The organism is Falsirhodobacter halotolerans (genome assembly GCF_022899245.1).
GTDB lineage: Bacteria > Pseudomonadota > Alphaproteobacteria > Rhodobacterales > Rhodobacteraceae > Falsirhodobacter > Falsirhodobacter halotolerans.
On record NZ_JALJAZ010000001.1, the window covers coordinates 2,149,393 to 2,172,760 of the forward strand.

The following is a 23,368-nucleotide window of genomic DNA, read 5'->3' on the forward strand; positions in this document are numbered from 1 at the left end:
CGGAGCGCACACGACTCCGGGTAAAAACAGGGCCGCCTATATCCCGCGGCCCCTGCCCCGTCAAGCCTTGCGGCCGATTGAACCCCGCCACCGGCCTGTTATGCTGGCCCCGACCAAAGGAAGGGCGATCCGCATGGGGCTGGACAACTGGGACGAGGTGCGGACGGCCTTTCAGGTGGCACGATTGGGCACCGTATCGGGCGCGGCGGAGGCATTGGGCGTGCACCACGCCACCGTCATCCGCCACATCGACGCGCTGGAACGGCGGCTGGGGGCCAAGCTGTTCCAGCGTCACGCCCGCGGCTACACCCCGACCGAGGCGGGGCGCGACCTGTTGACCGTCGCCCAGACCACCGAGGAGCAGTTCGGCCAACTGGCCAGCCGCATCCGCGGCCAGGGGGAGGCGGTGGCGGGCGAACTGGTCGTGACTTCCATCGCGGGGATCGCCGATCTGATGGTGCCGGTGCTGACCGATTTCCAGACCGAACATCCCGACCTGACCGTCCGCTATCTGTCGGACATGCGCGTGTTCCGGCTGGATTACGGCGAGGCGCATGTCGCCATCCGTGCGGGCGGCCCGCCGGAGGAGCCGGACAACGTCGCAAGGCCCCTGGCCCGCATACGCTACGGTCTCTATGCCGCGCGGGATTATGTCGACCGGCACGGGATGCCCGACGGGGTGCGCGACGCGGAAAACCACCGCTTCGTCACAGTCGAGGGACCGGCCTCGCGCGCGCCGTTCCATCGCTGGCTGCACGCGAACGTGCCGGCCGGCCGCCTGCGGTTCGTGGCCTCCGAAAGCCGGGCCTTGCACGAAGCTATCATCTATGGCGCGGGGATCGGTTTCATGCCCGTCTATCGCGCCAGCCGCCGGGACGATCTGGTGGAAATCCTGCCTCCCGTACCGGAATGGGAGGCGCCGCTGTGGATCGTGACGCATGTCGACCTGCACCGCACCCTGAAGGTGCAGACGTTTCTGCGCCACCTGAAGGACGCGACGATCTGGTCGCAGGTGTGACCACGTGGGGCATTGCGCGAGGCGCGATGCACCCCCACACTCAGATGCGTTCCCACACAGGAAAACCGATGCAGCCCGAACTTGAAGATCCGCCCCGCCGCCGTCTGTCGCAGGTGCTGGAGGACATCGCCCACGACCCCGACCGCACGCGCGTGTCGGTGGCCGATCTTGTGACGGCGATGCAGGGCCGGGCCTTCGGGGCGCTGATCCTGATCTTCGCGTTGCCCAACGTGATCCCGACGCCACCCGGGACCTCGGCCATCCTTGGGCTGCCGCTGATCTTCCTGTCGGCGCAACTGATGCTGGGGCGGCTGCCGTGGTTGCCGGGGTTCATCGCCAATCGGTCGCTGGAACGCGGGGCCTTTGCGGCGCTGGTGACCAAGATGACCCCGGTTCTGGCGCGGGCGGAACGGCTGTTGTCCCCGCGACTGACCTTCATGATCACCCCCGCGATGCAGCAATTGATCGGCGTGGGGCTTCTGGTGCTGTCGGTGGTGCTGGCATTGCCGATCCCCTTGGGCAACATGCTGCCCGCCATGGCGATCACCATCATCTGCCTGGGCATACTGGAGCGGGACGGGCTGTGGGTGATCCTGGGCGTTCTGCTGGGGATCGTATCGCTGATCGTGGTCTGGGGGGTGATCTGGGCCCTGGTCGCGGCGGTGGTGTTCCTGATCCAGAACGCCTTCGGCTGAACGCGGTCAGACCGACCGGCGGGCGCGCAGGGCGGCGCCGATGGTGCCGTCGTCCAGATGGTCCAGCTCGCCCCCCACAGGAACCCCTTGGGCCAGCGAGGTGACACGCACCCGCCCCTCCAGCAGATCGGCGATGTAATGGGCGGTGGTCTGGCCATCCACGGTGGCGTTCAGCGCAAGGATCACCTCCCGCACCTCCTCCTCGGCCAGCCGCTCCACCAGCTTGGGCAGGCGCAGATCCTCCGGCCCCACGGCATCGAGCGCCGACAGCGTGCCGCCCAGAACGTGATAGCGCCCGCCAAAGGCGCGCCCCCGTTCCATCGCCCACAGGTCGGCCACATCCTCCACCACGCAGATCTCGCCATTGGCCCGCCGGTCATCGCGGCAGATCGGGCACAGATCGCTGTCCGAGATATTGCCGCAGCGCAGGCAGTCGCGCGCGTTCAGCGCCACTTCGGCCATCGCCTGCGCCAGCGGGGCCATCACCTGCCCCCGCTTTTTCAGCATCATCAGCACCGCGCGGCGCGCCGAACGCGGCCCCAGACCCGGCAGGCGGGCCATGAGGTCGATCAGCGTCTGGATGCCGCCCGGCGCGTCCGTCATCTCAGAACGGCAGTTTCATGTTGGCGGGCAGGCCAAGGCTCTCGGTCAGTTTCGCCATCTCGGACTGGTGCCGCTCGGTCGCGTTTTTCTGCGCATCCTTGATCGCGGCCAGGATCAGATCCTCGGCCACTTCCTTTTCCGACGGCACGAAGATCGACGGGTCGATGTCCAGCCCCGTCAGTTCGCCCTTGGCGGTGCAGCGCGCCTTCACCAGACCCGCGCCGGATTCACCCGTCACGATGGTGTTCGCAAGCTCTTCCTGAAGCTCGGCCATCTTCGTCTGAAGATCCTGCGCCTGCTTCATCATCTTGGACATGTCACCCAGACCGTTCAAACCAAACATCGTCTCATTCCTCCTCGAAGGGGTCCCATTCATCTTCGACCTCGGGCAGCGCCTCGGCCGCGGCATCGGCCACGGGGGCGCGGATATCGGCAATCGACGCGCCGGGAAAGGCCGCGATGATCGCCTGCACGATGGGCAGGGCCATGGCTTCGGCCTTGGCGCTGCCCTCGGCCTCGGCCTGAACCTCGGCGATGGTCGCCGCCCCGCCGGTGCCCACCACCGACACGACCCACCGCTGGCCGGTCCATCCCTGCAACCGCTGCGACAGCCGCGCCGCCAGGTTTTGCGGGGCGGACGGCCCCGGTTCGAACTCGATCCGGCCGGGTTGATAGCTGACAAGGCGGAGGCCCGTCTCCACCTCGGCCAGCAGAACCATGTCGCGCTTTTCGCGGATCAGGCCGACGACACTTTCGAATGTGGCGGGCAGCGCCTGCGACACCGTGCCGCCCCCGACCGCCATCCGGCTGTCCGCGCGGGCCATCTGGCCGCCACCGCCCCCCGAAGGGGCCGCAGGTGCCGGCGCATGGGTCGGTTGCGGCAAGGACTGGATGCGGCGGATCAGCTGCTCCGGGTCGGGCAGGTCGGCCACATGGGTCAGCCGGATGATCGCCATTTCCGCCGCCATCATGGTGTTGGGGGCCAGAGACACCTCCTCAAGCGCCTTCAGAAGCATCTGCCACGCGCGCGACAGGACGCGCATCGGCAAGCGGCCCGACATCTCCAGCCCGCGGGTCCGTTCGTCGGGCGGGGTGGTGGGATCGTCCGCCGCCTCGGGCGTGATCTTGATGACCGACATCCAATGCGTGATCTCGGCCAGATCGCGCAGGATCGCCACGGGATCGGCCCCGTCGGCATATTGCGCCGCCAGTTCCGACAACGCCGCCGCCGAATCGCCCGCCATCACCCGGTCGAACAGGTCCAGCACACGGCCCCGGTCGGCCAGGCCCAGCATCGCGCGGACCTGATCGGCCCCGGTTTCCCCCGCGCCGTGGCTGATCGCCTGATCCAGCAGACTGGTCGCGTCGCGGGCCGACCCTTCGGCGGCGCGGGTGATCAGGGCCAGCGCCTCATCCGTGATCTGCGCGCCTTCCGCCCCGGCGATGCGTTGCAGAAGGGCGATCATCACCTCCGGCTCGATCCGGCGCAGGTCGAACCGCTGGCAGCGCGACAGGACGGTGACGGGCACCTTGCGGATCTCGGTCGTGGCGAAGATGAACTTCACATGGGCGGGCGGCTCCTCCAGCGTCTTCAGCAGCGCGTTGAACGCGCTGGTGGACAGCATGTGAACCTCGTCGATGATATAGATCTTGTAGCGGGCGCTGGCCGCGCGATAGTGGACCGATTCCGTGATCTCGCGGATGTCGTTCACGCCGGTGCGCGACGCGGCATCCATCTCCATCACATCGACATGGCGGCCTTCGGCAATGGCGCGGCAGGCGTCGCAGACGCCGCAGGGATCGGTGGTCGGCCCCCCCGTCCCGTCCGGCCCCGTGCAGTTCAGCCCCTTGGCGATGATGCGCGCGGTCGTGGTTTTGCCGGTGCCGCGAATCCCCGTCATGATGAAGGCGTGCGCGATCCGGTCGGCGGCGAAGGCGTTCTTCAGCGTGCGGACCATCGCCTCCTGCCCGACCAGATCGGCAAAGGTTTCGGGACGGTATTTGCGCGCAAGAACCTGATAGGTTTCGGTCATGGAAGATCCCGGATTCGGCTGGCCCCAACCTAGGGAAGCCCGCAGGGCACGTCCAGAGAGGGGAGGGGGAATAAGGTGAGAGGCCGGACTGCGACCCAGACGGAAATCGTTGTGGCTGCTTCCTTCCGGACCTGACCAATTTGGCGACGTGCCTGCCCGCGCCAACCTCTCGCCGCCCCATATAGCGGGGGCGGGCCCGACGCGCAAGGTCGCCGCGTCAGATCGACGATGGGGTCACAGCGACAGGCGCATCGCAAGGAACCCGTCCGCGTCCAGGCCAAGGGATGTCAGCGCCAGACCCGGCACCTCGTGCCGGTGCGCATCCGCCTTGGGCGAGGTGGGAAAGACCACCGACGCGCCCGGCATCGGCAAGAACCGCCAATCGGCCTCGGCGGGGGGCACGCCGTGGCGCGCGATATGGTCCGCCACGACATCGCGCATCATCGCCCCGTCGGTCCAGAAGGGCGGGCGGGGCGCGAATCCACCCGCCCCACCCGCGCGATAGCTGTTGGTGGCCAGCACGAACGGGGCGTCGGGGGCGACGGGGCGGCCATCATGTCGCAGATCCACGATCCGGTCGCCGCCGCCGGGGGCGCGCGACAGGTCCACCCCGAAGGTCACGCCGTGCACGATGTCGAAATTGTAAAGCGGGCAGTCGGGGTTCAGCAGCGGCTGGTCCGCCCCCCCGGCCCGCACCTGGGCAAAGACCGACACCGCCCGTTCCAGCCAGCCCTTCAGCTCCGACCCCGTCACCCGCAGGGCCGCGATCGCGTTGGGAAAGCTGTAAAGGTCGGCGATATGGCGCATCAGCACCGGCCCCGCCGGAATGTCGGTGAAAAAGCCCGGCCCGCCCCGACCGCCCGCGCGGAAGATCTGGCCCACGCCCAGAACCGGCACCTCGCCCCCGATCCGCCGGGCGACATGCGCGGCCGAGGCGCGGGCGATCAGCGCGTTGATGGGCGATGGGGCGATGACCGAAAAGAAGCTGTTCAGCGGATGGGCGCTGTGGCCGATCACGCGGTCCATCGCCGCGCGGGTGGCGCGGTGATCCGCGTCGATCACGGCCGTCAGGGCGGGGCAAGGCACGTGTCCGCGCACCTCGACCGCCGTGGATTGGTGGGCCACCACGCGCAGGTCCGCCGACAGGCGCAGGTCGATCACCCCCAGATGCGACCCGCAGGACCCCGGCATCACCGAAGGGACGCCCTGCAACGTCCCTTGGGCGACATCGACCCCCGCCATGCCCGCAAAGGCCGGCGATGGAAAGACCAGATGGCTGTGCCCCGCCACCACCGCATCCACCCCCTCCACCGCGGCCAGCGCGGTGGCCGCATCTTCGGACATGCCGCAGGCGTCGGGCGCGCCGATGCCCGCATGGGCCAGCACCACCACCAGATCGCACGCCGCGCGCAGGGCGGGCATGTGCCGGCGCAGGGTCGCGACCAGATCGTCCGCCCGCATCCGCCCGTCCAGAAGCGCGCGATCCCAGATCATGACCTGCGTGGGCAGAAGGCCGATCACCCCGATCCGAAGCTGACGCGCCCGACCGGCCCCATCGGTCACCTGCCGCGCCAGAACGGTCCAGTGGGGCACGATCGCCTCCCCCTCGGGGGTGGCGATGTTGGCCGACACCACCGGAAAGTCGGCCCCGGCGATGGCCGCCCGCATCGCGTCCAGACCGAAGTTGAACTCGTGATTGCCCAGCGTGACCGCATCATAGCGCAGATGGTTCATCGCCCGCACCGCCGGATGCCCGCCCCGCCCCGGCACCGGATCGGTCAGCGGGGTGCCCTGCAGAAAATCGCCGTTGTCGAACAGAACCACGTTGGGATGCGCGGACCGCGCCTGCCCGATCAGCGTGGCGATGCGGGCAAGCCCCCCCGCCCCGGTTGGCTGGGCGGCGTGATAATCCCAAGGCCCGATCCAGCCGTGAATGTCGCTGGTGGCCAGAATGCGAAGATCGACATATGCGGGGTCGGGCGCGAAGGGCGCTGGCAGCAAGGACGTGTCTGGCCCGCAAACCCCGGTCATCCGGGGGTATGTCCTGTCGTTGATCGCGCAGTCATGACGACAGGCATGACAAATATGGGGTTGGAGATAAAGGGATATCTTCACCGGCCGCCAAGTTCCCCTCCGCCCCCTTGCCGCCGCCTTGCGCGGATGGAATGACTGGGACGTCAGGGCGCGGCCCTTTTTCCGAACGAGGCGGACAGATGCAGGACGACATGGCCTTTGCAGCAGGCGGGCTGGCGCGCATGGCGCACAGGCGGGCCACGGCCCCGGCGGACTGGGCGGTGGCGCTGCACGGGGGGCAGATCGCGGTGGTGGGCAACCGCCTCCTGGTCCTGCCCGTGGCCGATATGCCGGAAACCGCCGCCCGCCTTTATCTGGGCGAGATCGACGGGCGAAGCCTGCACGCGGTGGATCTGCCCGCGCCCCCCGCCCTGCCCGCCGGGGCCGCGTTCACCGAACTGCGCGCCGCCATGCGGCATCTGCCCCCTGCCGAGGCCGAGGCGGCGGCCACGGCCAAGGCGCTGGCCCATTGGCACCGGATGCACGGCTTCTGTTCGGCCTGCGGGGTGCCTTCGGTCATGGCGGCGGGCGGATGGCACCGCGATTGCCCCGCCTGCGGAACGCGCCATTTTCCCCGCACCGATCCCGTGGTCATCATGCTGGTCCGGCGGGGGGACCGCGCGCTTTTGGGCCGGTCGCCCGGTTGGCGGCCCGGCATGTATTCCTGCCTTGCGGGCTTCGTCGAACCTGGCGAGACGCTGGAGGCCGCCGTCCGGCGCGAGGTGGCCGAGGAAACCGGCGTTGCCGTCGGGGCCGTGCGCTTCGTGCACAGCCAGCCCTGGCCGTTCCCATCCTCGCTGATGCTGGGCTGCGTGGCGGACGCGCTCAGCGATGCGATCACCGTCGACCCGGAGGAGCTGGAGGACGCGTTCTGGGCCGACCGGACCGCCGCCGCCCGCATGATGGCGGGGGCGGACGACACGGTCACCATGCCGGGCGAAGGCACCATCGCGCGCGACCTGATCCTGCGCTGGCTTGCGGATCGGCTGGATTGACCGCACAGTCGTCCCCAACACAGATCAAGGGACATGCATGAAATTCACCAGCCATGCCGACATCGCGGCCCCGCCCGGCTTCGTCTTCGCCGACATGACGGATTTCGAGGGCTGGGAAACCGCCGTTCGCAAACGCAACACCACCCTGTCGCGCAGCGCCGGTCCCATCCGGCCCGGCACGACCTGGGATGCGCGGTTCCGTCTGCGCGGCAAGGACCGGGCGATGACGATCACGCTGGTGTCGGTGGAGCCGGATCGGCGCATTCACCTCACGCTCGTCGATCCCTCGTTGCACGTCGATATCGTGCTGGATCTGATCGAGGTGGCCGCCAACGCCTCCCGTCTGGCCGCCACGGTGGACCTGCGCCCCCAGAATCTGACGGCGCGGCTTCTGGTGCAATCGTTGCGGCTGGCGCGGGGCAATATCCAGGGGCAACTGGACCAGCGCATCCGCACCTATGCCAACCGCGTCGCGCAGGATTTCCGCGCCCGGACACCCCGCGCGACCGGCTGACGAAAAACGCGAAAAAGGCGCTTGACCTCCGCCGCCCCTCCGCTTAGTTGTCCGCCCCGATGGCGGAGTAGCTCAGCTGGTTAGAGCGGAGGAATCATAATCCTTAGGTCGGGGGTTCAAATCCCTCCTCCGCTACCATCAGACCCCCCAACTCGGGGGCTGCGTGGTAGGACAGCCATCCATTTCCCAAAACGCCGATGTCGGACCCTGCCGGGACCGCGCGGCGTTTTTGGTTTTCCGGCCTATCACATACATGACCGAATGACGGCAATTGCGCCCATAAACGCGCCTTAAAATCAGGCAGAGGCCGGTTTAAAATGGCCGTCATTCATCTGTCATTAAACTTTGGGTTGCGTCGAATCAGCGGAACGCATCTTTTTGCTGCAAGGCCGGGTGCCGCTTGGCACCCATCCGCAGCAGAGAGGCCCGAACGATGCCCGTCGTCACGACACTTCCTGCCGCCATGTTCCGCATGGGTCCGAACGGGCGGTTGGCCACCGCCGCGACCGCCCGCCTGGGGCAGGCCTTCGGGGCCGAGATCGAGGTCGCCTCCTATAACGCGGATCCCGGCCATGACCGCGGCATGACGCCGGGGGATGCGATCGGATTTGCGGACGGCAATGGCGACCCGGTGGGCCCGGCCGGAACCTTTCGCGGAACGGCGACCTTTGCGCCCGCCGATATTCCCACCTTGCGCATCCCGCTGCCCCAGGCCCCGCCGGTGTTCGAACTGCGCCTGACCATTCCGCCCGTGCAGGGTCAGGTGGTCGAGGGATTCGACGGCCAGATGTATCTGGCCGGGCGGCAGCGGATTTCCGGCGGGCGGATGGGCATCACCGCCCATCTGCGCGCGGAAGGCAGGACGTTGGCGGATGTCGGCACGACCCTGCGCGATCTTGCCACCGACATCGGGGCCGTCATTCCCCTGAACGACACCCTGAACGACGCCATGCAGCGCTTTGCCCAAACGGTGCGGGACACGGCGACGGTGTCGGTCATGCATGACACGGCGGGCACCTTCACCCCGCCCAAGGGCTCGCTTTTGTGCTTTGTGGCCGGGACACCGGTCCAGACCGCGACGGGCCCGGCCGCCGCCGAAACCCTGACGGCGGGCGACCGCATCGCCACGATGGATCACGGTCTTCAGCCGATCCGCTGGGCGGGGACAATCCAGGTGACGGCGCCGATGTTGCAGGCCATGCCGAACCTGCGCCCGGTCCGCATCCGTGCGGGGGCGCTGGGGCGCGGGATGCCCACGGCGGACCTCCTTGTCTCGCCCCAGTACCGGGTCACGGTCGCCCCGGACATCGCCCGGCGCATGTTCGCGGCCAGCGACGTCCGCATCGCGGCGAAACACCTGATCGGGCTGGCGGGAATTGGTCTGGCGACGGAGGTGACCGAGGTGACCTATTGCCACCTGCTGTGTGACGAATGCGACATCGTCCCCGCACACGCGGCCGAAAGCGGGGCGCATCCCCCGGGCACGACACGCCATTCGGCCAGCGCGGCGGCGCGGCAGGAAATCCTGAGCCTGTTCCCGCATCTGGCCCCCGATCCCCCCCGCGCCCATCGCCGATACGCCTGAGGGTCGGGGCCGTCAGGCCGTCCCCTCGGGCATCGGGATTTCGAACGTCCAGCCGCGTTCGGCGAACAGGGCGGTCGCCTTGCGCGGGCTCGCCTTCAGAAACAGCATCGCCGCCTCCTGCTTGGCCGCCCGATCGCCCAGATCATGCGCCACGGTCAGCGTGCGGGTCAGAAGCGGCGCGCGTCCCGGTGCCAGCACCAGCGCGCGACGCAGATGCCGCAGCACCTCGGTCCGGTCCCCGCGATGGGCCGCCACATTGGCGCGCCAGACATGGGTGTCGGCCTCATGCGCGATCATGGGACCGGTCGCCTCCAGCATCTGCGCCAGGCGGTCCATGTCCCCCTCGTCATTCGCGGCGCGCGCCGCCCCAAGCGCCGCGCGCGCCGGATCCGGGTCCAGCGCCGCGCGGATATACGCGGCAAGCATCTCCGCCTGCGCGGGCGACAGGTTCACCCCCCGATGGCCATCCTCGCTGATGACGGGCACGACATGGGGATCGGGAAAATCATGATCGGCAAAGACGTGGCGATACCGGACCCCCGCCACCTGCGCCAAGGGGTTGAAATCGCCAAACCGTTTCAGAAGGGTCTGAAGGTTCGACACCTCTACCACCAGACACCCTTCGGGCGCGAACAGCATGTTGGTCATGCCCGCGCCATGGATGCTGACCAACGCCTCGGCCTCGGCCACCATGCGGGCCTGCTGTTCGGTGCCGTGATCCTCGAAGGCCACCACCTCGAACCCTGCGGGGCGCAGCAGGTCGATCAGACCCTCCTCGCCGATCAGGGGGCGGTTGCGGCCCGAGGTGCGGCGGACATAAAGGCGTCGATGCGGGGCGCGCGGGGCCAGCTGCGCCAGCGCCCTGTGGCGCAGGTCGGCCAAGGGGGCCTCGTGGCTGTTGACGGCCAGATCGCTCATCGCGGCAAGGGTGGCGCGGCGCGGAATCGGGGCGGGCGCAATGTCGGGAAGCGACGGCATGACCGTGTCGCGGCACTGGTAGTAGAAATGGCTGGTGTTGAACCCGATCAGCGCGGTCCCGAAATCCTGTGCCCCCCCGACGAACCGGATGCGATCGGCCAGATGCGGGAACCAGGCCGCGATCTCCCGGTGCACGAAATCCCCGACATTCCGGGAGGAGCCGCAGATCAGAATACGCCCCGTCACGCCATACCGATCTGCAAGCGTTAAAAACGGCAGCGTCTCCTTGGTAAAATGATAGAAATTGTGGAAATTCCGCGTCTCGATCACCAGGTTGAGGGCGCGCGCATCGCCCGGCCAATAGGGCAAGGGGCGGTGATTGCCGAACGAACGTGCCGCCAGATCCTCCACCAGCGCCGCATCGCGCGCCCGTCCCCCCTCCCCCTTCATATAGGCGTTGCGCAGACGCCAGCCGCCTTCCGAATTCAACAGATACTTGCCGCCCACGGTCATGCGGCGGCCGTCGGTCTTCAACCCTTCGACCACCGCCAGAACGGTGGGAAACACCACGCCCGCCGACCATTGCCGCTGGGTGCGATAGGCCGCCATCACCTCGGCCGTGCGGATGCGCTGTTCCGCGTCATGGCCCAAGATCAGGGCCGACACATCGACGGGCCGCGTCAGATGCGGGCCGAGATCCTCCGGCTCGGTCAGCCACAGGCCGGGATCGAGGCCGGGCACGAAGAAATCCTGCGGCTGGGCATCGTGCAGTCGGATCACCGGCAACTCCATCAACGGATCGCGCCAAGTCTTGCCGCGGATCACCGTCTTGTAAACCGGCAATGCCCACCCCTTCCCCCCTTTTGCACTGTTTGGTAGAATGGCGGCCATGACATATGATCGCCCCACCCTCACCCCCCCGGACGGAGAGACGAAGGTCCTCCTTCATTCCTGCTGCGCGCCCTGTTCGGGCGAGGTGATGGAGGCGATGACGGCGTCGGGGATCGATTACACGATCTTCTTCTATAACCCGAACATCCATCCCAAGAAGGAATACGTGCTGCGCAAGGATGAGAACATCCGCTTTGCCGAAAAGCACAACATCCCCTTCATCGACGCCGATTACGACGCCGACAACTGGTTCGCCCGCGCCAAGGGCATGGAGTGGGAGCCGGAACGCGGCATCCGCTGCACCATGTGCTTCGACATGCGGTTCGAACGCACGGCGCTCTATGCCTATGAGAACGGCTTTCCCGTCATCACCTCCAGCCTCGGCATCTCGCGCTGGAAGAACATGACGCAGATCAACGACTGCGGCGTGCGGGCGGCGGCCCCTTACGACGGCGTGAAATACTGGGAGTTCAACTGGCGCAAGGGCGGCGGCGCCTCCCGCATGATCGAAATCTCCAAGCGGGAGGAGTTCTACATGCAGGAATATTGCGGCTGCATCTACTCGCTCCGCGACACCAACGATTTCCGTGTCAGCCGCGGGCGCGAGAAGATCCGCATCGGCGAGATGTATTACTCCAACACCCCCGACGACCCCGACACCTGACGCATCCGGCGGATGAAGGCGGCGAGGAAGATCGCCGTCAGGATCAGGACCACGGTCGGCGCGGGCGCGCTGTCGAGAAACACGCTCAGATACGTGCCGCCCAACATCGCGGTCAGGCAGATCGCGACCGACACCGCCATCATCGCCCCGAACCGCCGCGTCAGCAGAAAGGCCGTGGCCCCCGGCGTGATCAGAAGCGCGATGGCCAGGATCATCCCGACCGAGGACAGGGTGGCCACGACGGTCAGCGACAGGATCGCCAGAAGGCCGTAATGCAGCCACCCGGTTCGCAGCCCGCTCGCCTGCGCCTGCACGGGATCGAAGGCGTGCAGAAGAAAGTCCCGCCATTTCACCAAAAGGACCAGCGTGACCATCACGGCGATCCCGCCGGTCAGCCACAGATCCTCCGGCCCCACGCCCAGCATGTTGCCGAACAGGATATGCGACAGGTGCTGATCGGACGGAAAGGTGGTGTAGAGGATCACCCCGATGGCGAACATCGTGGCATAGATCACCCCCATCACCGTGTCGCGCTTCACCCGGCTGTTGTCGGCGATGAACCCCGTGGCCACCGCGCAGACCATGCCCGCGCCAAAGGCCCCGATGACCAGCGGGATCCCCGCCAGCCACGAGATCACCACCCCCGGCAGCACCGCATGGCTGACGGCATCGCCCATCAGCGCCCAGCCCTTCAGGACCAGAAAGCACGACAGGATCGCCGTCGGCACCGCGACCAGCGCGCCGATCAGGAAGGCGTTCTGCAGGAACGGGAAGGTGAACGGGTCAAGCCAGCTCATGCCCGTCCCTCCCGCGCGCGCATCCGCGCGGCCAGCATCCCGTGCTTGGGCGCGAAGGCGAAGGCCAGCGCGAACAGGATCGCCTGCAGCACGACGATGATCGCCCCCGTCGCCCCGTCGAGGAAGTAACTGGCATAGGCCCCAACGAACCCCGTGACCGTGCCGATCACCATGGCCAGCACGATCAGGCGCGGAAACCGGTCGCACAGCAGATAGGCGGTGGCCCCCGGCGTCACGACCATGGCGATGACCAGAAACGCCCCGACGGTCTGCATCGCGGCCACGATCGCGGCGGCCAGCAGCACGAAGAACAACGCCTTCAGCCGCGACGGGTTCAACCCGATGGACCGCGCATGGTTTTCATCGAAGAACACGACCATCAGATCCTTCCACTTGACGGCCAGAACGCCCAGACAGACGGTGCCGATGATCGCCAGTTGCAGCGTGTCGCCCGGCGTCACCATCAGGATGTTGCCCATGGTGATGGCGGTCACGTCCACGGCCACCGGACTGACCGACACCATGAACAGCCCCAGCCCGAAGAACGAGGTGAAGATGATCCCGATGATCACATCCACCTTCAGTCCCGAACGTTCGGACAGGAACAGCATCGCCCCCGCCGCCAGCCCCCCCGCCAGAAAGGCCCCCAGCGCGAAGGGCAGGCCCAGCATATACGCCCCCGCCACCCCCGGCACGACCGAATGGCCCAGCGCGTCCCCGATCAGCGACCACCCCTTCAGCATCAGATAGGCCGACAGGGCGGCGCAGACCGCGCCCACCATGGCCGACACCCACATGGCATTGGTCATGTATTGATAGGTGAACGGCTCCCACAGAACGCTCATGATTTCGGCCCGTAATGCACGAAGGGGCGTTCGTCATCGGTGATGACGGTCAGTTCGCGCGGATCGTCATCGTCGTGCAGCGCCTCGCCCTGAAGGGTGAAATGCCGCAGCACGCCGCCGAAGGCCGCCTCAAGGTTGTCGCGGGTGAAGGTCGTTTCGGTCGGGCCATGCGCCAGCACGGTCCCCTTGACCAGCACCACGCGGTCGCAAAAATCCGGCACAGAGCCAAGATTGTGGGTGGAGACGAGCATCACCCGCCCCTCGGCCCGCAATTCGCCCAGAAGGGTGACGATCTGCTCTTCGGTCTTCACGTCTACGCCGGTGAAGGGTTCGTCCAGCAGGATCACCTGCCCATCCTGCGCCAGCGCACGGGCCAGGAACACGCGTTTCTTCTGCCCGCCCGACAGCTCTCCGATCTGACGATGGCGCAGGTCGGTCAGCCCCACGCGGGCCAGCGCGGCGTCCACCGCCGCATGATCGGCGGCCGAGGCGCGGCGCAAAAACCCCATATGGCCATAGCGGCCCATCATCACCACATCTTCCACCAGCACGGGGAAGGCCCAATCAACCTCCTCCGATTGGGGGACATAGGCGACGATGTTGCGGCGCAGGGCCTCTCTCACCGGCATTCCCAGAAGGCGGATGTCACCCTGCGCTGCGGGCACGAAGCCCATGATCGCCTTGAACAGCGTGGATTTCCCCGCCCCGTTCACCCCCACCAGCGCCGTGACCGTGCCGCGCGGGATGGCGAAACTGGCGTCGCGCAGCGCGGTATGGCCGTTGCGATAGGTGACGGTGACGCCCCGCGCCACGATCCCGTCGCCGATAAGGGTCGGGTCACTCATGACGCGTCAGCCCCTGCACGATGGTTTCCGATGTGACCCGCAGCAGATCGAGATAGGTCGGCACCGGCCCGTCCGGCCCCGACAGCGAATCCACATAGAGCATCCCGCCATATTCGGCGTCGGTGTTGCGGGCCACCTGTTCGGCGGGGGCCTGACTGACCGTGCTTTCGCAGAACACCGCCGGAATGTGATGTTCGCGCACCGTGTCGATCACCTGCCGCACCTGACGCGGCGTGCCGGTCTGTTCGGCGTTGATCGGCCACAGATACACCTCGTTCAGACCGAAATCGCGGGCAAGATAGCTGAACGCCCCCTCGCAGGTGACAAGCCAGCGGCGATCCTCGGGGACGGCGCGCAGAACGTCGCGCAGCGCCCCGATCTCCCGCGCCAGCTCCGCCTTGTAGTGGCCCGCATTCTCGGCATAGACGCCGGCGTTTTCGGGGTCCTGCGCGCTCAGCGCCGCGCGGATGTTGTCGACATAGATCATCGCGTTATCCAGACTCATCCAGGCATGGGGGTTCGGACGCCCCTCGTAATCGCCCGACGCGATCGGGATCGGGGTGATCCCGTCGCTGAGCGTCGCGGACGGCACATCCCCCGCATTGCGCAGGAACTGTTCGAACCAAAGCTCCAGATTCAGGCCGTTCCACAGGATCAGGTCGGCGTCCTGCGCCGCCAGAATGTCCTGCGGGGTCGGGTCATATCCGTGGATCTCCGCCCCCGGCCGGGTAATCGAGACGACCTGGGCCGCGTCGCCCGCCACGTTGCGGGCCATGTCGGCAATGACGGTGAAGGTGGTCGCCACCTTGATCTCCGCCTGCGCCGCGCCGCCGGCCATCAAGGTCATCATTCCGGCAAGACACGTCGCTTTCATCCGTCCAATCCCCTCTGCTTGTCGTTCATAATGCGAACGATTCGCAAAACGTCAAGCCAGGTGAGAACGATTCTCAAGAATGGTCAGTCGCTTTCCAGCCTAGCGAAGGCCGACATCACCTTGCGTTCGGACATCGTCAGATAGGCCTCCAGCATCCGCGCGGCCTCGGGCTGATCCTCGGCCACCAGCCGCGCCAGAATCTCGCGGTTCAGATCGACATAGGGGGCGTGCAGATCCTCGGGGCTGCCCAGAAGGCCGAAGGCCAGCCGCATTTCCGCCGCGATGCGGGTGAAAAAACCCGTCAGGCGCGGACTGTCGGCCAAGGCCACGATGGCCGCGTGGAACTCCATGTTGGCGCTGCCCACCCGCCGCCAGTCCCGATCCTGCGCCGCGGCATGGGCCCGCTCCACCGCCACGCCCATCCGGGCCACGGCGGCATGGCGGGGCCAGGCCTGCGCCAGCGACGGCACCTCGATCAGGCGGCGCACGCGATAGATGTCGAGGATGGCCGCCATCGACGGCACCGCCACCGCCACGCCGCGATTGGGTTCGTGCCGCAGCAGCCCTTCCTGCGTCAGCAGCCGGAACACCTCGCGCAGCGTGTTGCGGGAAATGTCCAGCTCCCCCGCCAGTTTCGCCTCGGACAGGCGCTGCCCGGGGGCCAGCGCGCCCCCCGCGATGGCTTCGCGCAGGGACACGGCGGTGTGTTCGACAAGTCCGGCGGTGACGGGGCGTGCGGGCATGGGGGTCCTGACATTGGCTTGACTGCCTATATCACGGGGGGCGCGGATGGCCACGGCTTTGGCGATTGCGGCGGGGTTTGCGGCGGTGATATGGCACCCCCGCACAATCCCGGAGCTTTCACGATGGACAATATGCGCGGCATCGCCCTGATGGTCGCCGCCATGGCGCTGTTCGCGGTGGAGGACATGTTCCTGAAACTGTCGGCCGAAACGATGCCCATCGGCCAGATTCTGGCGGCCGGGGGCCTGTTCGGGGCGATCTGCTTCGGCGCGGTCGCAAGGATGCGGGGCGAGCCGTTGTTCGCGCGCGGCGTCTGGACCGGGGCCGTCGGCTGGCGCAATCTGGGCGAGATGGTGGCCTCCGGCTTCTATGTCACCGCGCTGGCGCTTTTGCCCCTGTCCACCGTGTCGGCCATCCTTCAGGCGCAGCCCTTGGCCATCACCTGCTGCGCCGCGCTGTTTCTGGGCGAACAGGTGGGCTGGCGGCGCTGGACCGCGATCGGCGTGGGGTTCGTCGGCATCCTGTTCGTCGTGCAGCCGGGGCGGGAGTTCGAGGTGCACTCCCTGCTGGCCGTGGCCGCCGTGGCCGGGCTGACCCTGCGCGATCTGGCGACGCGCGGCGTGCCGCGCCGCATCGGCAGCAGCGCCATCGGGTTTTCCGCCATGACGATGATGCTGCTTCTGGGGGCGGCGATGATGGCGGTGCAGGGCACAGCTCCGCTTGATCGTCCCTCGGCGCTGGTGCTGCTGGGGGCGTTGGTGGCGGGAACCGCCGGATATGCCCTGATCGTGGCCGCGACCCGGGTGGGCGAGGTGTCGGTGGTGACGCCCTTCCGCTATGCCCGGCTGGTGTTCGTTCTGGTGCTGGCGCTGATCGTCTTTGGCGAGGTTCCGGCCCCGGCCGTCATCTTCGGCGCCACGCTGGTCATCGCGTCGGGGCTTTACACCCTGGCACGGGAACGCCGCCGGCGGGGCAGGGCTGACCCTTCACGGATCGCACATTTTTCGCGCATTCCGACAAATGACTAGACGTTGATGCATTAATTGTTCAACAATCGACCCCAGGGATGCGGAGGCAGGATTGCGTCCGGCGGCACAGCCGCCTGTCTTGGCGCAAAACCACGGCCTTTCTTGGGGAGAGAGCGCATGACGACCGAAACCACACCACCTTCCGCCGCCAAGGCGACCCTGCGCGGGTCGTTTCTGGCGGCGATCTTTCTGATGGCGACCTCCGCCATCGGGCCGGGGTTCATCACCCAGACCGCCACCTTCACCGCCCAATTGGGGGCGGCCTTCGCCTTTGCGATCCTGGCGTCCATCGTCATTGACTTCGTGGTGCAGCTGAACATCTGGCGCATCACCGCCCTGACCGGGCGGCCCGCATCCGAGACCGCCAACGCGGCCATTCCGGGCGCGGGATATCTGCTGGCGATCCTTGTGATCATCGGCGGGCTGGCATTCAACGTGGGCAACATCGCAGGCGCGGGTCTGGGCCTGAACGCGATGATCGGGCTGGACCCCAAGATCGGCGGCGCAGCCTCGGCCGTGGTGGCGATCGGGATTTTCCTGTCGAAACGCGCCGAGGTGCTGCTGGACCGGATCATCATCGTTCTGGGCCTTGTCATGATTGCGATGACGCTGTTCGTGGCGCTGGTCTCCAACCCGCCGGTGGGCGAGGCGCTGCGCCAGACCATCCTGCCCGACACGATCAACTTCGCCGCGATCACCACCATCGTCGGCGGCACGGTCGGCGGCTACATCACCTATTCCGGGGCGCACCGCCTGCTGGACAAGGGGCTGACGGGGCCGCACAACCTCGCCTCGGTCACGCGCGCGGCGCTGACGGGCATCGCGATCACGGGCGTCATGCGCTTCATCCTGTTTCTGGCCATTCTGGGCGTGGTCACCAGCGGCGTCACGCTGGACCTGTCGGGCCGGGCCGCGAACCCCGCCGCGCAGGCCTTCTTCGAGGCGGCGGGCAGCGTCGGCCTGCGCGTCTTCGGCATCGTCTTCTGGGCGGCGGCGCTGACCTCGACCATCGGCGCGGCCTATACCTCGGTCAGCTTCATGCCGGTCTTCGCGCCCATGACCCAACGGTCGCGCGACATCGCCACGGTGCTGTTCATCGCGATCTCGCTGGCGATCTATGTCGCGATGACGACGCCCCCGGCGGCCATTCTGGTCTTTGTCGGCGGGTTCAACGGGTTGATCCTGCCCATCGGCCTCACGATCTTCACCTATGTGGGGTTCGCGCGGTCGGACCTTCTGGGGGGGCACCGCTACAACCGCCCGCTGCTGGTGGCCAGCGCCGTCATCTGCGCGCTGACCTGGTATATGGGCTACAAATCCGTGGGCGCGATCTTCGCCTTCATCGGTCTGTAAGAAGGAACACCGCATGACACCGCATATCGACCTGAACAGCGATCTGGGCGAAGGCTTCGGCGCCTGGACCATGGGGGACGACGCGACGATGCTGGGCATCGTCAGTTCCGCCAACGTCGCCTGCGGCTTTCATGCGGGCGATCCGGCGGGCATCCTGACCACGCTGAAACAGGCGGCCGAACGCGGTGTGGCGGTGGGGGCGCATGTCTCCTATCCCGACCGGGTGGGGTTCGGACGGCGCAACATGGATGTGACCTCGGCAGACCTGACCGCCGACGTCATCTATCAGATCGGCGCACTGCGCGGGCTGGCGGCGGCGGCGGGCACGCGCGTCACCTATGTCAAACCGCATGGCGCGCTTTACAACACCATCGCAGGCGACGCGCGGCAGGCGGATGCGGTGATCGCAGGGATGCTGGCGGTGGACCCGACGCTGGTGATGATGGGGCTGGCGGGCGCGCCGATCCTGGACCGCGCGCGGGCGGCGGGCCTGCCCGTGGTGGCCGAGGCGTTCGCCGACCGCGCCTATACGCCCGAAGGCACGCTTGTGTCGCGCAAGCAGGCGGGCGCGGTGCTGCACGATCCCGACACCGTGGCCGCGCGGATGCTGCGCCTGGCGACGGACGGGGTGATCGAGGCCATCGACGGCTCAACCCTTACCCTCCAGGCCGACAGCATCTGCATCCATGGCGACAGCCCCGGCGCGGTCGCCATGGCCGCCCGCGTGCGCGCGGCGCTGGTGGCGGGCGGGGTCAAAATTCGGAGCTTTGCATGACCCCGCAGGACGCACGCCGGATGTGCCGCGACGGTCACGTGGCCCCCACCGCAGGGCTGGCGCCGGGCTTCACCCAGTGCAACATGATCTCCCTTCCTGCGGACTGGGCGTGGGATTTCCTGCTGTTCGCCCAGCGCAACCCCAAGCCCTGCCCCGTTCTGGACGTGACCGAGGCCGGGCGCTTTGACACCGCGCTGGCGGAGGGGGCGGATCTGCGCCGCGACCTGCCGCTCTATCGCATCTGGCGCGACGGCGCGCTGACGGCCGAGGTGCCGGACGCGACCGAGGCTTGGCGCGAACACCCCGATCTGGTCACCTTCCTGATCGGTTGTTCCTTTACGTTCGAGGCGCCGCTGATGGCGGCGGGGATCGAGATGCGCCACATCGCCCATTGCTCCAACGTGCCGATGTATCGCACGACGCGGCCCTGTCGGTCCGCAGGCCGGATGCAGGGGCCGATGGTCGTCTCCATGCGGCCCATCGCCGCCGACCGGGTGGCCGATGCAGCCACGATCACCGCCCGCTATCCCGCCGTGCATGGCGCGCCGGTGCATGTGGGCGACCCGGCGGCCCTTGGCATCGCCGACCTGTCGCGCCCCGATTTCGGCGACGCGGTCCCGGTGCGCGAGGGGGAGATCCCCGTCTTCTGGGCCTGTGGCGTGACCCCGCAGGCCGCCGTCATGGCCTCGGGCGTGCCGTTTGCGATCACCCACGCGCCCGGGCACATGTTCATCACCGATATTCCCGACACGGTCTGGCACGTATGACCCTTCGTTTTCTTCCCGTCGGCCCGCGCACGCTGCTGGTCGAATTGCCCGATCTGGACCGGACGCTGGCCCTGTTCGACGCCCTGAACGCCGACCCGATCGAGGGCGTGCTGGAGATCGTGCCGGCGGCGCAGACGTTGATGGTGCGCACCCGCGTGGGCGTGGCGGCGGACGGCGCGCTGGCCGCCGCCATCCTGTCCCGCGCGCCGCCCCCCGGCACCGCCCCCACCCTGAACACGGCCGAGGTCGTCGACCTGCCCGTCACCTATGACGGCGAGGATCTGGCCGAAGTCGCAACTCTGATGGGCCTGTCGGTGCCCGAAGTCATCGCCGCGCATCAGGCGGCGACATGGCAGGTGGCGTTCTGCGGGTTCGCCCCCGGTTTCGCCTATATGACCTGCGACGATCCGCGGTTCGACATCGCGCGCCGATCCTCGCCGCGCACGCGGATCCCGGCAGGGTCGGTGGCGCTGGCCGGGCGCTTCTCGGGCGTCTATCCGCTGGAATCACCCGGCGGGTGGCAGTTGATCGGGCGCACGCCGGTGCCGATGTTCGACCTGACCCGTTCGCCACCCGCGCTTCTGGCCCCCGGCCAGCGGGTGCGCTTCGTGGAAAAGGCGGCGCAACCGCCCGCCCCCGCGCCGCACCCCGCCCCCGCCACGCGCGGGCTGAGGGTCGTCTCCACCGCCTTTCCGATCACCGTGCAGGACGAAGGCCGCCCCGGTCAGGGCGGTCAGGGCGTGTCGGGCGCGGGCGCGCTGGACATCGGCGCGCTGCGCCGCGCCAATCGCCGGGTGGGCAACCCCTCCGGCGCTGCGGCGCTGGAGATCACGTTCGGTCCCACCCGTCTGTCGGTCGATGAGCCGGTGACCTTGGCGCTGGACGGTGCGGCCACGGCGGCAGAGATCGAGGCGGACGGCACCCGCATCGCCGTGGACCCCACCCGCCCGTTCGCGCTGGACGCGGGCGAGGTTCTGATCCTGCCCCCGCCCACACGTGGGATGCGCAGCTATCTCGCGGTGCGCGGTGGATTTGACGCGCCCCTGGCCCTGCGCAGCGCGTCCCGCGACACGTTGGCGGGCATCGGGCCGGAGCCTTTGGGCAACGGGTCCGTTCTGCCCCTGGCCCATGCGCCCGCCGCCGCGACCGATCCGACGCCCGCCCCAGGCGCGCCCCTGCCCGCCGTGGGCGAGGTGGTGGAAATCCCCGTCACGCTCGGCCCCCGCACCGACTGGTTCCCCCCCGATCAGGTGGAGGCGTTCCTGTCGCAGGAGTGGACCGTCTCACCCCTCTCCTCCCGCGTGGGGATGCGGCTGGAGGGGCAGGCGCTGACCCGCGACGCCCGCGAACTGCCGTCCGAAGGGACGGAGACGGGCGCGATCCAGATCCCCCATTCCGGCCAGCCCGTATTCTTTCTGGCCGATCACCCCCTGACCGGCGGCTATCCGGTCATCGCCACGGTTCTGCCGCAGGCGCTGGATCTGGCCGCGCAAATCCCGCCGGGGGCGCGCATCCGCTTCATCGCGGCCGCCCCCTTCGCCCCCCTCAAGCCGGATACTCCATGACCCTGTTCCAAACCGGCGCGGACCCGCGCCCCCTTCGCCGCATCCTTATTGCCAACCGGGGTGAGATTGCCTTGCGCGTGATCCGCGCCTGCCGTGACGAAGGCATCGAATCCATCGCCGTCTATGCCGATGCCGACCGCGATGCGCCCTTCGTGCGGGCCGCCGATCAGGCCTTTGCCTTGGAGGGGGAAAAGCCCGCCGACACCTATCTGAACGCGGACAAGATATTGGCCATCGCGGCCCGGGCGGGGGCGGATGCGATCCATCCCGGCTATGGCTTTCTGTCCGAACGGGCCGATTTCGCGCAAGGCGTGATGGCGGCGGGTCTGGTGTGGATCGGCCCCGACCCGCAGGTGATCGAGGCCTTGGGCGACAAGATCGAGGCCCGCCGCATCGCGGAGCAGGTCGGCGCGCCGCTGGTCGCAGGGTCCCCCGGGCCGGTCACGGGGGCCGAGGCGCTGGCCTTTGCCCAGCAGCACGGCCTGCCCATCGCGATCAAGGCCGCGCATGGCGGCGGCGGGCGCGGCATGAAGGTCGCGTGGCGGCTGGAGGAGGTGGAAGAGCTTTTCGACAGCGCCACGCGCGAGGCGGTCTCGGCCTTCGGCCGGGGCGAATGTTTTGTCGAGCAGTTCCTGAACCGCCCGCGCCATATCGAGGCGCAGGTTCTGGCCGACCGCCACGGCACGGTGAAGGTGCTGGGCACCCGCGACTGCTCGCTTCAACGCCGCAACCAGAAACTGGTGGAGGAGGCGCCCGCCCCCTTCCTCGATCCCGCGATGACGGACCGCATCCTGTCCTCGGCCCGCGACATCTGCGCCAGGGCGGGGTATTCCGGCGCGGGCACGGTGGAGTTCCTGCTGTCGGAAAACGGGACGCTGTCCTTTCTGGAGGTGAACACCCGCCTTCAGGTCGAACATCCGGTGACCGAGGAAACCACCGGCATCGATCTGGTCCGCGCGATGATCCGCGTGGCGGCGGGTGCGCGCCTGACGGATGACACGACGCCCGCCCCGCGCGGCCATTCGATCGAATTCCGCATCAACGCCGAAGATCCCGCCCGCGGCTTCCTGCCCACCCCCGGCCCGATCACACTGTGGGAGGCGCCATCCGGCCCCGGCGTGCGAATGGACAGCGGCGTCACCACCGGCGGCGCGGTCGCGGCCAATTTCGATTCGATGATGGCCAAGCTGATCGTGACCGGAGCCACACGGGCCGAGGCGCTGGCCCGCGCCGCCCGCGCGCTGGACGAGTTTCGGGTGGAGGGCGTGGCCTCGGTCATCCCGTTCCACAAGGCGGTGCTGAAACAGGCCGACTTCACGATCGATTTCCGCGTCCACACCCGCTGGATCGAGACGGACTTTGCCGACGCGCTGGCGGCCGAGATGGCGGCCCATCCGCGCGTCACCGCCCCGAACGCCGCGCCGATGCTGCGCGTGGCGATCGAGATCGACGGCAAGCGGCATGAACTGGGGCTGCCGCAGGGGCTGCTGTCGGCCCTGCCGCAGGGCGATGCGCCCGTGGTTCCGGCAACGCCCGCGGATCAGGACACCGTCCCCGCCCCCGTCGCGGGCACCCTGACGCTGTGGCAGGTGGCGGACGGCACCGATGTGGCCGAAGGCGAGGTCATCGCGGTGATGGAGGCGATGAAGATGGAAACCCGCGTGGAGGCCCCGAAGGCCGGCCGGCTGGAGCAAATCGCCAAGGCGGGCGACACGTTGGGCTTCGATGCGCCCCTGGCCCGCATCGTCTGAAAAACGAACGCCCCCCGATCCGGGGGGCGGTCCAT

Annotated in this window: 22 protein-coding genes, 1 tRNA gene and 1 other RNA gene; 13 read left to right on the plus strand and 11 right to left on the minus strand. The window is 68.1% G+C overall.

What is annotated here, in order from left to right; genetic code table 11:
* The first annotated feature begins 133 nt into the window (after positions 1–133).
* Entirely contained in the window at positions 134–1,018 is an 885-nt protein-coding gene (locus tag MU449_RS11205; protein WP_244738173.1) for a LysR family transcriptional regulator, read from the plus strand.
* A gap of 68 nt (positions 1,019–1,086) precedes the next feature.
* A complete protein-coding gene (locus MU449_RS11210; RefSeq protein WP_244738174.1) occupies positions 1,087–1,713 on the plus strand; it encodes an exopolysaccharide biosynthesis protein in 627 nt (208 codons plus the stop codon).
* A 6-nt stretch (positions 1,714–1,719) separates the two neighbouring features.
* Here MU449_RS11210 and recR read toward each other — a convergent pair whose 3' ends face one another.
* The 5 genes from recR to MU449_RS11235 all read right to left on the minus strand — a co-directional run bounded on the left by recR (position 1,720) and on the right by MU449_RS11235 (position 6,350).
* On the minus strand, positions 1,720–2,316 hold the full coding sequence (gene recR, locus MU449_RS11215) for a recombination mediator RecR (RefSeq protein ID WP_244738175.1): 597 nt from the start codon (positions 2,314–2,316) through the stop codon (positions 1,720–1,722).
* A gap of 1 nt (position 2,317) precedes the next feature.
* On the minus strand, positions 2,318–2,659 hold the full coding sequence (locus tag MU449_RS11220) for a YbaB/EbfC family nucleoid-associated protein (RefSeq protein WP_244738176.1): 342 nt from the start codon (positions 2,657–2,659) through the stop codon (positions 2,318–2,320).
* A gap of 4 nt (positions 2,660–2,663) precedes the next feature.
* Positions 2,664–4,349, minus strand: a complete 1,686-nt coding sequence (locus MU449_RS11225) for a DNA polymerase III subunit gamma/tau (RefSeq protein WP_244738177.1) — start codon at positions 4,347–4,349, stop codon at positions 2,664–2,666.
* A 74-nt stretch (positions 4,350–4,423) separates the two neighbouring features.
* An RNA gene (gene ffs / locus MU449_RS11230) (signal recognition particle sRNA small type) lies at positions 4,424–4,520 on the minus strand.
* A gap of 63 nt (positions 4,521–4,583) precedes the next feature.
* A complete protein-coding gene (locus MU449_RS11235) occupies positions 4,584–6,350 on the minus strand; it encodes a 5'-nucleotidase C-terminal domain-containing protein (RefSeq protein ID WP_244738178.1) in 1,767 nt (588 codons plus the stop codon).
* 224 nt (positions 6,351–6,574) lie between these two features.
* Between MU449_RS11235 and nudC the strand changes: the two genes are divergently transcribed.
* From nudC to MU449_RS11255, 4 genes are all read left to right on the plus strand, one after another.
* A complete protein-coding gene (gene nudC, locus MU449_RS11240; RefSeq protein ID WP_244738179.1) occupies positions 6,575–7,417 on the plus strand; it encodes an NAD(+) diphosphatase in 843 nt (280 codons plus the stop codon).
* Positions 7,418–7,454: 37 nt separating this feature from the next.
* Positions 7,455–7,931 carry an SRPBCC family protein gene (locus tag MU449_RS11245; RefSeq protein ID WP_244738180.1) on the plus strand — a complete coding sequence of 159 codons (477 nt, stop codon included), beginning with the start codon at positions 7,455–7,457 and terminating at the stop codon, positions 7,929–7,931.
* A 61-nt stretch (positions 7,932–7,992) separates the two neighbouring features.
* Positions 7,993–8,069: transfer RNA gene (locus tag MU449_RS11250), tRNA-Met, on the plus strand.
* A gap of 295 nt (positions 8,070–8,364) precedes the next feature.
* Entirely contained in the window at positions 8,365–9,516 is a 1,152-nt protein-coding gene (locus MU449_RS11255) for a Hint domain-containing protein (RefSeq protein WP_244738181.1), read from the plus strand.
* A gap of 12 nt (positions 9,517–9,528) precedes the next feature.
* Here MU449_RS11255 and MU449_RS11260 read toward each other — a convergent pair whose 3' ends face one another.
* On the minus strand, positions 9,529–11,277 hold the full coding sequence (locus MU449_RS11260; protein ID WP_244738183.1) for a glycosyltransferase 61 family protein: 1,749 nt from the start codon (positions 11,275–11,277) through the stop codon (positions 9,529–9,531).
* A gap of 46 nt (positions 11,278–11,323) precedes the next feature.
* Here MU449_RS11260 and MU449_RS11265 point away from each other — a divergent pair, with 46 nt between their 5' ends.
* Positions 11,324–11,989, plus strand: a complete 666-nt coding sequence (locus MU449_RS11265) for an epoxyqueuosine reductase QueH (protein WP_244738184.1) — start codon at positions 11,324–11,326, stop codon at positions 11,987–11,989.
* On the opposite strand, the gene MU449_RS11270 is transcribed toward MU449_RS11265, so the two are convergent.
* From MU449_RS11270 to MU449_RS11290, 5 genes are all read right to left on the minus strand, one after another.
* Positions 11,956–12,786, minus strand: a complete 831-nt coding sequence (locus MU449_RS11270; RefSeq protein ID WP_244738185.1) for a metal ABC transporter permease — start codon at positions 12,784–12,786, stop codon at positions 11,956–11,958. The genes MU449_RS11265 and MU449_RS11270 overlap by 34 nt on opposite strands.
* A complete protein-coding gene (locus MU449_RS11275) occupies positions 12,783–13,631 on the minus strand; it encodes a metal ABC transporter permease (protein ID WP_244738186.1) in 849 nt (282 codons plus the stop codon). The genes MU449_RS11270 and MU449_RS11275 overlap by 4 nt, the downstream gene beginning before the upstream one ends.
* Positions 13,628–14,476: a manganese/iron ABC transporter ATP-binding protein gene (locus tag MU449_RS11280; protein ID WP_244738187.1), complete on the minus strand. Its 849-nt coding sequence runs from the start codon at positions 14,474–14,476 to the stop codon at positions 13,628–13,630. The genes MU449_RS11275 and MU449_RS11280 overlap by 4 nt, the downstream gene beginning before the upstream one ends.
* Positions 14,469–15,350 (minus strand): metal ABC transporter substrate-binding protein, encoded by an 882-nt coding sequence (locus tag MU449_RS11285; RefSeq protein WP_425310411.1) that lies wholly within the window; start codon positions 15,348–15,350, stop codon positions 14,469–14,471. The genes MU449_RS11280 and MU449_RS11285 overlap by 8 nt, the downstream gene beginning before the upstream one ends.
* 83 nt (positions 15,351–15,433) lie before the next feature.
* A complete protein-coding gene (locus tag MU449_RS11290) occupies positions 15,434–16,093 on the minus strand; it encodes a GntR family transcriptional regulator (RefSeq protein WP_244738189.1) in 660 nt (219 codons plus the stop codon).
* Positions 16,094–16,216: 123 nt separating this feature from the next.
* Between MU449_RS11290 and MU449_RS11295 the strand changes: the two genes are divergently transcribed.
* From MU449_RS11295 to MU449_RS11320, 6 genes are all read left to right on the plus strand, one after another.
* Complete coding sequence (locus MU449_RS11295; RefSeq protein ID WP_244738191.1) at positions 16,217–17,122, plus strand: DMT family transporter; 906 nt, start codon at positions 16,217–16,219, stop codon at positions 17,120–17,122.
* Positions 17,123–17,239: 117 nt separating this feature from the next.
* Positions 17,240–18,475, plus strand: coding sequence for an NRAMP family divalent metal transporter (locus tag MU449_RS11300; RefSeq protein WP_244738193.1), 1,236 nt, complete (start codon positions 17,240–17,242; stop codon positions 18,473–18,475).
* Positions 18,476–18,488: 13 nt separating this feature from the next.
* Positions 18,489–19,250 (plus strand): LamB/YcsF family protein, encoded by a 762-nt coding sequence (locus MU449_RS11305; RefSeq protein ID WP_244738194.1) that lies wholly within the window; start codon positions 18,489–18,491, stop codon positions 19,248–19,250.
* Positions 19,247–20,017, plus strand: coding sequence for a putative hydro-lyase (locus tag MU449_RS11310; RefSeq protein WP_342345655.1), 771 nt, complete (start codon positions 19,247–19,249; stop codon positions 20,015–20,017). The genes MU449_RS11305 and MU449_RS11310 overlap by 4 nt, the downstream gene beginning before the upstream one ends.
* Entirely contained in the window at positions 20,014–21,582 is a 1,569-nt protein-coding gene (locus tag MU449_RS11315) for a 5-oxoprolinase subunit B/C family protein (RefSeq protein ID WP_244738198.1), read from the plus strand. The genes MU449_RS11310 and MU449_RS11315 overlap by 4 nt, the downstream gene beginning before the upstream one ends.
* Positions 21,579–23,333: an acetyl/propionyl/methylcrotonyl-CoA carboxylase subunit alpha gene (locus MU449_RS11320; RefSeq protein ID WP_244738200.1), complete on the plus strand. Its 1,755-nt coding sequence runs from the start codon at positions 21,579–21,581 to the stop codon at positions 23,331–23,333. Before MU449_RS11315 ends, MU449_RS11320 begins: the two co-directional genes overlap by 4 nt.
* The last annotated feature ends 35 nt before the right edge of the window (positions 23,334–23,368 follow it).